Below are 12,712 nucleotides of genomic sequence, written 5' to 3'. Positions count from 1 at the left end.
GGGCAACCAACCATGGAGACAGTGATGAAGACTCGCCTCGTTTCTGGCCTTGCTCTGGCCCTCACCACCACGGCCCTCGCGTCCGGCGCCTTCGCGCAGGACATCGAAGAATTCCGCATCGGCATCCTCGGCGGCGAGAACGCCCAGGACCGCATGAACAGCTATGCCTGCCTGCAGGACTATGCTGAAGAAGCCCTTGGCGTTCCGGTCAAGCTGTTCGCCCCCGCCGACTACAACGGCGTGATCCAGGGCCTGCTGGGCGGCACGCTTGACATGGCCTGGCTTGGCGCTTCGGGCTATGCCGCCGTGTATCTGGAAGACCCGGAAGCCGTGACCCCGGTTCTGGTCAAGATCAACCTCGACGGCTCTTACGGCTACCACTCGATCGGCTTCGCCCGTGCGGACAGCGGCGTCACCTCGCTGGAAGACATGCAGGGCAAGGTCTTCGGCTTCGGCGACCCGAACTCGACCTCGGGCTACCTGATCCCCTCGATCGAGATCCCGGAAGCCACCGGCGCGTCGATGGAATCGGGCGACTACTTCGGTGAAGTGAAATTCACCGGCGGCCACGAGCAGACCATCGTCGCGGTGTTCAACGGCGACATCGACGGCGGCGTCACCTGGGCCGACGCGCAGGGCAACTGGGAAGACGGCTATAACTCGGGTGCGCTGCGCAAGGCCGTGGACGCGGGTCTCGTCGACATGAACGAACTGGTCGAGATCTGGAAATCCAAAGTCATCCCGGAAGGCCCCGTCGTCGTCCGCACCGCGCTGCCGGAAGAGGTGAAGGCCACCATGATCGGCCTCGTCGACAACCTGCAGGAAACCGACCCGGACTGCGCCTACGGCGTCGCCGCCGGCGACACGCTGGGCTTCGACCCGATCACCCACGACGCCTATCTGTCGGTGATCGAGGCTCGCAAAGCCAAGATCGGCGGCTGATCCAGCCCATGCCTTCGCCGGGGGTCCCATCGGGGCCCCCGGTTTCGTTCAGACCCGGATCCCCATGACTGACATCTCGCACCCCGCCGCCGCGGCCCCGCAGCGCATCGCCGATCTGCAATCGGGCTATATGGAACTCGCCCGCAAAAAGCGGCTTTATGGCGGCCTGACGCTTGTCGTCTTCGTGCTGCTGCTGGTGTCCGGCTTCATGGTCGCCGACAGCCGCAACGCGGGCGGTTTCTGGGACGGGCTGGCGAATGTCGGGGACTACCCCGCCGCGGTGATTTCGGAAGCGTGGGAGAAACGCGCCGAACTGCCCGCGAACCTTGTGAAATTCTTCCCCGCGCTGGTCGAAACGCTGAATATCGCCGCCGTGTCCACGCTGGTGGGCGCGATGATCGGCCTTGTCCTGTCGTTCCTGTCGACCCGCGGACTGGCGCGCTGGCCGCGTCTTGTGCCGGTGTTCCGCCGGATCATGGACATCATGCGCGCCGTCCCCGAGATCGTCATCGCGCTGGTGCTGATCTTCATGCTGGGCGGCGGCCCGGTGCCGGCGATGATCGCCATCGCCTTCCACACCGCAGGCGCACTGGGCAAACTGTTCTCGGAAGTGGCGGAGAACGCCGATTTGAAACCGGTAGACGGTTTGTCTTCGGTCGGTGCGAACTGGAGCCAGCGCATGATCCTTGGCGTGGTTCCGCAGGTCGCGCCGAACTTTCTCAGCTATTCGCTGCTGCGCTTCGAGATCAACATCCGCGCCTCGGCCATCCTCGGCTTCGTCGGCGCGGGCGGGCTTGGCTATGAGTTGCGCAACGCGATGTCGTGGGGCCCCGGCCAGTTCGACGCCGCCGCCGCGATCTTCATCCTGCTGTTCGCCGCCATCGTGCTGTTCGATCAGATCTCCAGCCGTTACCGCAACCGCCTGACCGAGGGGGGCCACGCATGACCGACGCCACCATGATTTCCGGCAACGGCGACCGTCTCGGGTCGGCCAAGGACGCGGCGGACCGCCTGTTCCAGCGCAAGCGGCTGTTCAACTTCGGCCTTCCCGCCATCGTGCTGGCCTACCTCGCCTACATCTTCTTCGCCTTCGACATCGCCGGGCTGGCCCAGCGCGCGCGGCTGGACAATGCGGTGACGCTGGCGTCCGACAGCTGGTCCTACAAGACCCACGTCACCCGCGACCACCGCTCGGGCGACATCGCCTATGCCATCGAGGGCGAGCGCAAGGGCATGTACCCCGAAAGCATGCGTCCCGACTGGGTGTCGGATGCCGGAGACACCACCGTGGTCGATCTGGGCGACGGACACGTCGTGCGCATCCTTCCCGAGAACCGGACCGAGTACGACGTGCCCGGCTTCGGCATGATCGAAGCGCATTTCGACGGCGGGCGGATCGTGACCAACCTTGGCGACATGCCGCCGGACTGGATCAACGCCGGCGACCGGCGTGTCGCAATCACGACGGACGCGGGCCGCGTGACGATCACCCGTTCAAAGACAGAGGTGTTCCGGTATTTCCCCGGCTGGGAACTGTTCTGGTTCACCCTCGACAGCCCCTATTACGGCAAAAGCTTCGCCCAGATCGTCTTCGGCGATCAGTGGGACCCGGATCGCGGCAACATCGAAGGCGCGGCAAACGACTTCTGGCACAACCCGATGTGGCGGCACTCGGACGTGGCATGGGCGATCGGCGAGACGATCCTGATGGCCTTCCTCGGCACCTTCGGCGCGGCGCTGGTCGCCCTGCCGCTGGCGTTCCTCGCGGCGAAGCGGTTCAGCCCGCTGATGGCCGTGCGCTTCGGCATGCGGCGGATCTTTGACTTCGTGCGCGGCGTGGACGGGTTGATCTGGACCATCGTCCTGTCGCGCGCTTTCGGCCCCGGCCCGCTGACCGGCGCGCTGGCAATCCTGATCACCGACACCGGCACTTTCGGCAAACTGTTTTCAGAGGCGCTTGAGAACGTCGACGAGAAACAGATCGAGGGCGTGTCCTCGACCGGCGCCAAACCGCTGCAACGCTACCGTTTCGGGGTGATCCCGCAGGTGGTGCCGGTGCTGCTGTCGCAGATATTGTACTTCTTCGAGTCCAACACCCGGTCCGCCACGATCATCGGCGCGATCACCGGCGGCGGCATCGGCCTTCTGCTGACCCAGGCGATCCAGACCCAGAAGGACTGGGAAGAAGTCGCCTATTACATCATCCTCGTGATTCTGATGGTCATGGCGATGGACTGGCTGTCGGGCTGGCTGCGCGCAAAACTGATCGGCGGGTCCGAAGACAAGCACTGAGGTTGTGGGATCGGGAGGGTACCGTCCCTTTGCGTGGTCCGTTGTAAAAGACGGTCCTTGGGAGTGCCACGGAGCGCGGGGGGCAGCGTCGGGGGTGAGGCCACTTTGACAGTTGTGAGCGGACGCGAGTTAGCGCGCGCAGCATGGCGCGTTTTGGTGCGGTCGTGCCCAATGCGGGCGCTCGCCCCTTAGGCAGGCGTGTTTCGAAAAGACATACATCCGACAAGTGCTAGCTCGAACGCTGAGTCTTTGGTGCCAGCGTCTTTCGCTTCCACCTCAAGCAATCAAACCGAATAGACTTGCTTTCCATCCATCCAAGTCTCGGTGACCCGGATGTCCTTGATCGTATCGGGGTCGACGCTCCGGGGATCCTTATCGAGGATCACGAAATCTGCCAGCTTGCCCACTTCGAGGCTCCCAATCTCATGCTCGGAAGAAAGCTGCCATGCCGCCTCGGATGTTATGGCGCGGATGGCGGACTCGACCGAGATGGTTTCGTCGGGCGCCAGCACGAAGTCCGGATCCTTCCACGTCCGACGGGTCACCGCCATCTCGATCATGTGCAGAGGATCGGGATCGGTGACGAAAAAATCGGAATGGATCGTGAAGCCGATGCCAGCCTCCTCGACGCTGCGACAGCGGTCGAGCAGCATTGCCTTCTCCGGGCCGAAGACATCGTCGCGCATGGCCACTCCCCAGTAGTGGACATGACCGATCAGGAAGCTTGGCGACACCCCAAGGTCCTTGATGCGCGTAATCTGTTCGTCATGCAGGATCGAGCAGTGCTCGATGCGGGGCCGGAGGCTCGCGACATCGAGACCTTCATCCTTCGCGGCCTGCAGGGCATCGAGAATGTTGTCGATCGCCTTGTCACCATTCCCGTGAATGGCCAGCGGCCAGCCTTGCCCGCCACGCTTGGCGATGAAGTGCTTCAATTCCTCGGGCTGCAGGTAGGCCAAACCCGTACTCGTCGAATTTATGTAAGGCTCCCGCTGCAAGCCGGTGTAGCCTTGGTTGGAGCCGTCGGCGATGATCTTGAAGCCTGACAGCCGAACCAATTCATCCCCTTCTCCGGGGCTTAGGTCGGCTTCATCCCATGCGTCGTCGACAGTGTAGATTGGAAAGAGGCGCATTCGGGCCGTCAGGCGCCCGGACGCCCCAGCCCTTTGGTAGTTCTCCCAATCGAGTGCTTCGAAAAGGCCCCCCATCGCGAGATCGCTTAGCGTCGTGAGCCCCACCTTCGAAAAATCCGCGGTTATCTGGAGGAGCGCTTCAACCGGGTTGGCCGTTTGCATGGCCGGATAATGTTCGATGATGCGGAGGTATGCGACGTTGTTCTTGATTGTACCCGTCAGGTTGCCGGAGGCATCGCGGACAAATTCCGCCCCGTCCGGGTTCTCGACATCTTCCCCCAGCCCCGCTGCTTCGAAGGCGGCGCGATTGGCATATGCCAGATGGCCGGAAGCATTGAGGACGAAAACAGGATGCTCGGTGGACACGCTGTCGAGTTCGGCAAAAGTCAGAGCCTCCGGCCCCTCTTGCAAAGAAGGATCGAAATTGCGTGCGACGATCCATTCGCCAGGAGCCTTCGTCGACGCAAATTCCCGCAGGTAGTCAATCACTTCCGCGGTTGTGGAGAATCGCGCGACACCGACATATTCCATGAGGCTGGCAATCAGCGAACCAGACATCATGTGGGTGTGAGCTTCGACAAATCCGGGCAGCATGACTCGACCGTCGAGATCTATGACTTCGGCTTCGGATCCCGCCGCACCGACGACTTCGTCACGATCTCCGACAGCGAGGATCCGATTGCCTCGAATGGCAATCGCGTTCGCTTCACTGAAAGTCTCGTCGACGGTCAGGATCGTACCGCCGGTGAAAACACGCGTTGTTTCCTCCTGCGCCCGGACGGGTCTCGGGGCGAGGCCGGCCATGAGCGCCATACTCGCCACAGCAAGGCTGCCCTGATTGAAGCTACGACGGCTTATGGCGGCGTGCTCGTTCGAACAAGGACCTGAGTGATCGCAGCAAGACGTCGGCTCCGAAACACCTGCAGCCGCCGGTGTGTTCTTGAAAACCTGACCGATGATCGGGCTGCAGCAAAGGCAACCGTGGGTGTCGTGGGCCATAGAAATCCTCCTGAGCGACACGCATTTTTGGGGCTCATCGCACGACTAACGCGGGCTAGGTATAGCAGTCTCTGTCGAGGCCCTATAAACGTCTGCCTCCAAGAAGCACCTGCAATGGAAGCCACCTAGGGTACATTCAAGGTAATCCCCTAGCTGGCGGTCGCTTTGACATGCATCAAAGAACGTTTTGAACAAAACGGCAGTTAAAAGGATTCGAACATCGCGGCACCATGCAACGGGGCCAATTTTCCGCACTTTTCAGAAACCTTTCGCAAACTCGGGAAAATTTGGGCATGGTGGTGAACGTCCGCATTGTCCACTCACCCGACGTTCGGACGACTCCACGGGCCTCGGCAAGTAGCGGAGGTCAGCTCCGCCTCCATCCTGTCGATTTTCTGCGGATCGCACCAAATTCAGCTTTGCTGAAAGAAGTGATCATTTCGCCTGACCGCGAAACTCTTCTGCCAAGATCCCCATGATGATGTCGTCGTGCCAGACCTCGCCGATCCGGGCGGCCTCGCGTTCTCGTCCCTCTTCGACGAAACCGCAGGCACGATAGCAGCGAATTGCCCGCTCATTGAATGCCAGGACCCGTAGATCGACCCGATGTAGTCCCATCGGTCCGAAGGCATGCGACAAGACCAGTTTGATCAACTCTCGCCCCAAACCCTTCCCAAGCTGTGCAACGTCATAAAGTCCGGTTGCCAAGCGCGCTCGGCTGTCATGTAGGTCAAGACTGTCGAGACGTGCTTCGCCCAGCAAACGTCCATCAACTTCGACCGCCCAACACAGAGGGTGGTTGATGTTCTTCTCTACCCAAGACCGCGCATCACTCTCGCCATATGGGGAAAGGCCATTTGGGTTGCCGCCAAAGCTCCGCACAATCTCCGGCGAGCGTCCAAGGGCCAACCGTCCGGCAACATCCGATTGGTGGAAGGGTCGGAGGCGAACGCGCGGCCCGCTCAGCTCGGGAATTTCATGACGCATACTGAAGAATGGCATGCTTGCCGTCGCAAATCTATTCGACAGCAGACATTCGCCCGCAGGCGGCGAACCTGCCTTCGTCCGCATACCCGCCAACCACCCAACGAAAAAGGGCCGCCCGGAAGGACGGCCCTTTCTCAATTCTCACCCGAAGATCAGGCCTTCAGGTCGAACCGGTCGGCGTTCATCACCTTGGCCCAGGCAGCCACGAAGTCCTTCACGAACTTCTCGGCGTTGTCGTCCTGGGCGTAGACCTCGGCATAGGCGCGCAGGATCGAGTTCGAGCCGAACACCAGATCCACGCGGCTGGCGGTCCACTTCACGGCGCCCGACACGCGGTCGCGGATTTCGTAGACCATCTTGCCTTCCACCGGGGCCCAGGTGTTGCCCATGTCGGTGAGGTTGGCGAAGAAGTCCTGCGTCAGCGCGCCGACCTTGTCGGTGAACACGCCCAGCTCGGATCCGCCGTGGTTGGCGCCCATCATGCGCATGCCGCCCACCAGGCAGGTGGTCTCGTGCGCGGTCAGGCCCATCAGCTGCGCCCGGTCCAGAAGCATTTCTTCCGGCGAGACGACGTAGCTTTCCTTCTCCCAGTTGCGGAAGCCGTCGGCGAGCGGCTCGAGCGGCTCGAACGAGTCCGCGTCGGTCATCTCGTCGGTGGCGTCGCCGCGACCCGGCTCGAAGGGAACCGACACGTCATAGCCCGCGGCCTTGGCGGCCATCTCGACGCCGACGTTACCCGCCAGCACGATGGTGTCCGCGATCGAGGCGCCGGCTTCTTCCGCCAGCGGCTCCAGCACGGCCAGCACCTTGGCCAGACGCTCGGGCTCGTTGCCCGCCCAGTCCTTCTGCGGGGCAAGACGGATGCGCGCACCGTTGGCGCCGCCGCGCTTGTCCGAGCCACGGAAAGTCCGGGCGCTGTCCCAAGCGGTGGCGACCATGTCCGACAGGCTGAGGCCCGAGTCGGCGATCTTCGCCTTCAGGTGGCCGATGTCGTAGTTCACCGGGCCGGCGGGGATCGGATCCTGCCAGATCAGGTCTTCTTCCGGCACGTCGGGACCGACGTAGCAGGCTTTCGGACCCATGTCGCGGTGGGTCAGCTTGAACCACGCGCGGGCGAAGGTTTCCGAGAAGTACTCGGGGTCCGCCATGAACTTCTGGCAGATCTCGTTGTAGACCGGGTCCACCTTCATCGCCATGTCGGCGTCGGTCATCATCGGCATCGTCATGATCGAGGGATCCTCGACGTCGGGCGACATATCCTTCTCGTCGATCTGGACCGGCTTCCACTGGTTGGCGCCGGCGGGCGACTTGGTCAGCTCCCACTCGTGACCGAACAGCATGTCGAAATAGCCCATGTCCCACTTGGTCGGGTCCGAGGTCCACGCGCCTTCGATACCGGACACCATTGTGTCACGGCCGATGCCGCGGCCCTTGGTGTTCACCCAGCCGATGCCCTGATACTCGACGTCGGCCTCTTCCGGGTCGGGCGACAGGTTCTCGGCCAGACCGTTGCCGTGCGACTTGCCGATGGTGTGGCCGCCAGCCGTCAGCGCGACGGTCTCTTCGTCGTTCATCGCCATCCGGGCAAAGGTCTCGCGGATCTGCGCCGCCGTCTTCATCGGGTCGGGCTGCCCGTTCACGCCTTCCGGGTTCACGTAGATCAGGCCCATCTGCACGGCGGCCAGCGGGTTGGCCATCGTGTCGGGACGCTCGATGTCCTCGTAGCGGCTGTTCGACGGCGCAAGCCACTCTTTCTCGTCACCCCAGTAGGTGTCCTTCTCGGGGTGCCAGATGTCTTCGCGGCCAAAGGCGAAGCCATAGGTCTTCAGGCCCGCGACCTCGTAGGCGATCGTGCCGGACAGGACGATCAGGTCGGCCCAGCTGATCTTGTTGCCGTACTTCTTCTTGATCGGCCACAGCAGGCGGCGGCCCTTGTCGGTGTTCACGTTGTCCGGCCAGCTGTTCAGCGGCGCGAAGCGCTGGTTGCCGGTCCCGGCGCCGCCACGGCCATCGGCCAGACGGTACGAACCGGCAGCGTGCCACGCCACGCGGGCGAACATGCCGACATAGCTGCCCCAGTCGGCAGGCCACCATTCCTGGCTGTCGGTCATCAGCTTGCGCAGGTCGTCCTTCAGCGCTTCGACGTCCAGCTTCTTAAGCTCGTCGCGATAGTTGAAGTCGGCGCCCAGCGGGTTCGATTTCACGTCGTGCTGGTGCAGGATGTCGAAGTTCAGTGCGTTCGGCCACCATCCGGTCACCGTCGATCCGAGGGCGGTGTTGCCGCCGTGCATGACGGGGCATTTCCCGCCGGTGCTCATGTCATTGCCGTCCATCTTGGGGGCTCTCCTCTGCTTGTTGTCTGGCCAAGGGGCCTTGGAGAGACGGATCGAAGCGCGACCCCTCCTCAAAGGCGGCGCGAGTCCGAATCCCTGTCATCCGGGGCCAACAATACCACTCAAATCCATAAAGGGAATTTCAAAGTTTAAATGTTTATGATAGATGGAGCTTATGAATGGACTCACGATGAAACACCTGCGCTACTTCGTGGCCCTTGCCCGCCATGGGCATTTCGGACGCGCGGCCGAGACCTGCGGGATTTCTCAACCGGCGCTTTCCGTACAGATCAAGGAGTTGGAGACCCTGCTTGGCGCGCCGCTCATTGAACGCGGGGCGCGGCAGATCCGGCTGAGCGGTCTTGGAGAGGAACTGGCAGAGCGCGCGAAAGAGATCCTGCGCGCCGTCGACGAGTTGAACGACCTTGCCCGTGCCGCGCAGGGGGTGCTGACCGGGCGGCTGCGGATCGGGGTGATTCCCACCGTCGCGCCCTACCTGCTGCCGGACATCATCAAGACGCTTGGCGCGATGAACCCCGACCTCGACATCCGCCCGCGCGAGGCGATCACCGGCTCGCTGATCCGCGATCTGAACGAGGCGAAGCTGGACCTTGCCGTCGTGGCCCTGCCGGTGTCAGAGGCCGCGCTGCACGAGGAACCGCTGTTCGAAGAGGACTTCGTGCTGGTCCGCCCGTCCGACGACGCGGACCTGCCGGTGCCGAACCCGGAGAGGCTGCGCGAGATGCGGCTATTGCTGCTGGAGGAAGGACACTGCTTCCGCGATCAGGCGCTGTCGTTCTGCAAGGCCACGACGACCGGGCCGCGCGACCTGATGGAGGGCAGTTCGCTGTCGACGCTGGTGCAGATGGTCGGCGCCGGGATCGGCGTTACGCTGATCCCCGAGATGGCGGTCGCGACCGAGACGAAATCGGCTGACGTCGCGGTGGCCCGGCTAAGCGCGCCCCGGCCAAAACGCACCGTCGGGATGGTCTGGCGCAAAAGCAGCCCGATGGGCCCGCAATTCGCCGAGATCGCCGACGCGGTGCGCGCGTTGCCGCGTCCCTAGAGGTCTTCGCCCAGCGTCAGGGTGATGCGCTCGCCTGCGAACCATGTGCGGCCGAACTCCACCGGCGCGCCCTTTGCATCGACATTGACGCTTTCGGAATACAACAGAGGCGCCCCTTCTGTCAGCCCGAGATGCAACGCCTGCGTCGCGTCCGCCGCCCGTGCCGAAAGGCGTGTCGCCCGCCGCACATAGTCGGCCACCCCGAACCGCGCCAGAGCCTGCGTGACGCTGCGCAGTTCCACCAGCGACGCGCCGATGCCGTCGAACCGCGAGACCGGGAAGTGGCTTTCGAACAAGGCCACCGGCTGCCCATCGGCCAGCGACAGCCCGCGATAGACGCAGACCATGTCGCCTTCCGCGATCTCAAGCCGCTCGGCGACCACGCGGCTGGCAGGCACGGCGTCTTCGACCTGCAGGATCTTGCGGTCGGGCGTCCGTCCGGCAGCCAGCAGGTTCTGGTTGAACCGCACCCGTGTTCCAAGCGGATAGTCCGTCGGCCGCGCCGTGACGAAGGCGCCGGCGCCGCGCCGGGTCCGGATCAACCCGTCCTCGACCAGCGACGACAACGCATGCCGCACGGTATGACGGTTCACGCCGAACCGCTCGGCCAGTTCCGACTCGGTCGGCAGCTTGTCGCCCTCGCGATACCGCCCGTCCGAGATGTCGCCCTTCAGCGCTTCGGCAATCGCCTGCCACAGCGGCGTCTTCTGGGAAGTCTTCGTCGTCATGTCGCCAAAAGTTCATACAACTGGGGTGGTGTAAACCGTCCTGCTGAGGCAGGATGTGTCTAGTTGTATAGTAAACTCGAAAGCTGTCGAGATGCTCGATCACTCCACGAACGGGAAAGCGGACGAAGCCGTCCGCCGGCACTGGATGGGCCTCTTGGCGCGTGCGCCCGAGGGGCGTGTCGCAGCCCTGTCCGCCGACCTGCCGCGCGCCTTTGACTGGCTGCGCGCGCCCGAGATCGGCGCGGTGATGGTGCGCGGACGCGCTGGTGGCACCGGTGGGCCGTTCAACCTTGGTGAGATGACCGTCACCCGCTGTTCGCTGAAGCTGGCGGACGGCACCGTCGGACATGGCTATGTACAGGGGCGTCGCAAGGCGGATGCCGAAGCGGCGGCGTTGGTGGACGCGCTGATGCAGACCGATGCCTCGGATCAGGTTCGGGCTGCCGTTCTCGATCCGCTTGAGACCGAAGAGACCGGACGCCGCGCCGCCCGCGCGGCAAAGGCCGCCGCGACCAAGGTCGAGTTCTTCACGCTGGTGAGGGGAGAGGACTGATGCCCGCCGCAAGCGCCACCGCGCATCTTGAGGGCGGCTTCGCCCATCCCGCACCGCAAGCCGCCACCGCGTTTCGCGCGATCATGTCGGCCATGGCCCGTCCGGGCCGGATCGAGGCCGTCTCGGGCGCGACGCCGCCCGCCCCCTTATCGCCCGCCGCCGGGGCGGTGCTGCTGACGCTGTGCGATGCGGATACCCCGGTGCATCTTGCCGGTGATGCCGACTGTGCGCCTGTACGCGACTGGATCCGGTTTCATCTTGGCGCGCCGCTCACCGGACCGGACCGGGCGACGTTCGCGGTCGGCCGCTGGAACGCGCTGCCGCTGAACCGCTTTGCCATCGGCACCTCCGAATATCCCGACCGCTCTGCCACGCTGATCGTCGAGACCGACCGGCTTGACGCGGAAGGCGCGACCCTGCGCGGCCCCGGCATCCGCGATACCGCCAGGCTGTCGCTTCCCGAAACGGATGCGTTCCGCGCCAACCGGGCGCTGTTCCCGCTGGGCCTCGATTTCGTGTTCACCTGCGGCGACCGGCTTGCCGCGCTGCCCCGCACGACGGAGGTCTGCTGATGTATGTCGCGGTGAAAGGCGGCGAGCGCGCCATCGACAATGCCCATGCGTGGCTGGCCGAGGAGCGGCGCGGCGATACTTCTGTCGCGGAACTGAGCGTCGCGCAGATCCGGGAACAGCTGACGCTGGCCGTGAACCGCGTGATGGCCGAGGGGTCGCTGTACGACCCCGACCTTGCCGCGCTCGCGATCAAGCAGGCGCGCGGCGACCTGATCGAAGCGGTGTTCCTGATCCGCGCCTATCGCACCACCCTGCCCCGCTTCGGCTATTCCGAACCGGTGGATACGGGCGAGATGGCCTGCGAGCGGCGGATTTCGGCGACGTTCAAGGATCTGCCCGGCGGGCAGGTGCTGGGGCCGACCTTCGACTACACGCATCGCCTGCTGGATTTCAAACTCGCCGCCGACGGCGAGGTGCCCGACGCGCCGGTGCGCGAGCCGTCGCCCGAGCGGGTGCCTCACGTGACCGAGTTCCTGAACCGCGAAGGGCTGATCGAGGAAGCGCCGGCGGACGATACGACGCCGCCCGACCTGACCCGTGAACCGCTGGAACTGCCGGCCGAGCGGGCGTTGCGGCTTCAGGCGCTGACCCGGGCGGACGAGGGGTTCACGCTGGGTCTCGCCTACTCGACACAGCGCGGCTATGCGCGCAACCACGCCTTCGTCGGCGAACTGCGGATCGGGGCGGTCGCGGTAGAGATGGACGTGCCGGAACTGGGCTTCGCCATCGAGATCGGCGAGGTGACGTTGACCGAGTGCGAGACGGTGAACCAGTTCAAGGGCTCGAAGACCGAGCCGCCGCAATTCACCCGTGGCTACGGGCTGGTGTTCGGCCAGTCAGAGCGAAAGTCGATCTCGATGGCGCTGGTCGACCGGGCGTTGCGCTGGGAAGAGCTGGGCGAGGACAATGTCGGCGCGCCCGCGCAGGATACGGAATTCGTGCTGTACCACGGCGACAATATTCAGGCGACGGGGTTCCTGGAGCATATCAAGCTGCCGCATTACGTGGATTTCCAGTCAGAGCTGGAACTGATCCGGAAGCTGCGGCGAGAGGCCGGGGCAGGTGCTTTGGCCGAGGCTGCGGAATGAGGTTTGTTGCCCCCCCCTC

Annotated in this window: 11 protein-coding genes; 7 read left to right on the top strand and 4 right to left on the bottom strand. The window is 64.0% G+C overall.

Features of this window, described 5'->3' with window-relative positions; all coding sequences use genetic code 11:
• The first annotated feature begins 24 nt into the window (after window positions 1–24).
• The 3 genes from phnD (at window position 25) to phnE (ACP156_RS12045) (ending at window position 3,234) form a co-directional block, all read left to right on the top strand.
• Window positions 25–942, top strand: a complete 918-nt coding sequence (phnD, locus tag ACP156_RS12055; RefSeq protein ID WP_425051574.1) for a phosphonate ABC transporter substrate-binding protein — start codon at window positions 25–27, stop codon at window positions 940–942.
• Window positions 943–1,006: 64 nt separating this feature from the next.
• Window positions 1,007–1,888: a phosphonate ABC transporter, permease protein PhnE gene (phnE, locus tag ACP156_RS12050; protein ID WP_425051573.1), complete on the top strand. Its 882-nt coding sequence runs from the start codon at window positions 1,007–1,009 to the stop codon at window positions 1,886–1,888.
• Window positions 1,885–3,234 carry a phosphonate ABC transporter, permease protein PhnE gene (gene phnE / locus ACP156_RS12045; RefSeq protein WP_425051572.1) on the top strand — a complete coding sequence of 450 codons (1,350 nt, stop codon included), beginning with the start codon at window positions 1,885–1,887 and terminating at the stop codon, window positions 3,232–3,234. Before phnE (ACP156_RS12050) ends, phnE (ACP156_RS12045) begins: the two co-directional genes overlap by 4 nt.
• Window positions 3,235–3,518: 284 nt before the next feature.
• Here phnE (ACP156_RS12045) and ACP156_RS12040 read toward each other — a convergent pair whose 3' ends face one another.
• The 3 genes from ACP156_RS12040 to katG all read right to left on the bottom strand — a co-directional run bounded on the left by ACP156_RS12040 (window position 3,519) and on the right by katG (window position 8,686).
• Entirely contained in the window at window positions 3,519–5,366 is a 1,848-nt protein-coding gene (locus tag ACP156_RS12040; RefSeq protein WP_425051571.1) for an amidohydrolase, read from the bottom strand.
• A 435-nt stretch (window positions 5,367–5,801) separates the two neighbouring features.
• Entirely contained in the window at window positions 5,802–6,368 is a 567-nt protein-coding gene (locus ACP156_RS12035) for a GNAT family N-acetyltransferase (RefSeq protein ID WP_425051570.1), read from the bottom strand.
• Between the two features lie 137 nt (window positions 6,369–6,505).
• On the bottom strand, window positions 6,506–8,686 hold the full coding sequence (katG, locus tag ACP156_RS12030; protein WP_425051569.1) for a catalase/peroxidase HPI: 2,181 nt from the start codon (window positions 8,684–8,686) through the stop codon (window positions 6,506–6,508).
• 175 nt (window positions 8,687–8,861) lie between these two features.
• On the opposite strand from katG, the gene ACP156_RS12025 reads away from it, so the two are divergent.
• Window positions 8,862–9,752: a LysR substrate-binding domain-containing protein gene (locus ACP156_RS12025; protein ID WP_425051568.1), complete on the top strand. Its 891-nt coding sequence runs from the start codon at window positions 8,862–8,864 to the stop codon at window positions 9,750–9,752.
• On the opposite strand, the gene phnF is transcribed toward ACP156_RS12025, so the two are convergent.
• Entirely contained in the window at window positions 9,749–10,480 is a 732-nt protein-coding gene (gene phnF, locus ACP156_RS12020; protein WP_425051567.1) for a phosphonate metabolism transcriptional regulator PhnF, read from the bottom strand. The two genes, ACP156_RS12025 and phnF, sit on opposite strands and share 4 nt — an antisense overlap.
• Window positions 10,481–10,571: 91 nt before the next feature.
• Here phnF and phnG point away from each other — a divergent pair, with 91 nt between their 5' ends.
• From phnG to ACP156_RS12005, 3 genes are read left to right on the top strand one after another with little or no spacing between them, the layout of a single operon-like run.
• Window positions 10,572–11,033, top strand: a complete 462-nt coding sequence (gene phnG / locus ACP156_RS12015; RefSeq protein WP_425051566.1) for a phosphonate C-P lyase system protein PhnG — start codon at window positions 10,572–10,574, stop codon at window positions 11,031–11,033.
• Window positions 11,033–11,605, top strand: coding sequence for a phosphonate C-P lyase system protein PhnH (gene phnH, locus ACP156_RS12010; RefSeq protein ID WP_425051565.1), 573 nt, complete (start codon window positions 11,033–11,035; stop codon window positions 11,603–11,605). Before phnG ends, phnH begins: the two co-directional genes overlap by 1 nt.
• Window positions 11,605–12,693, top strand: coding sequence for a carbon-phosphorus lyase complex subunit PhnI (locus ACP156_RS12005; protein WP_425051564.1), 1,089 nt, complete (start codon window positions 11,605–11,607; stop codon window positions 12,691–12,693). The genes phnH and ACP156_RS12005 overlap by 1 nt, the downstream gene beginning before the upstream one ends.
• Window positions 12,694–12,712 lie beyond the last annotated feature (19 nt).

The sequence above is a fragment of the Psychromarinibacter sp. S121 genome (genome assembly GCF_049801035.1).
GTDB lineage: Bacteria > Pseudomonadota > Alphaproteobacteria > Rhodobacterales > Rhodobacteraceae > Psychromarinibacter.
The sequence above is the reverse complement of the archived record's forward strand: the minus strand, read 5'-3'. Positions and strand labels throughout refer to the sequence as shown.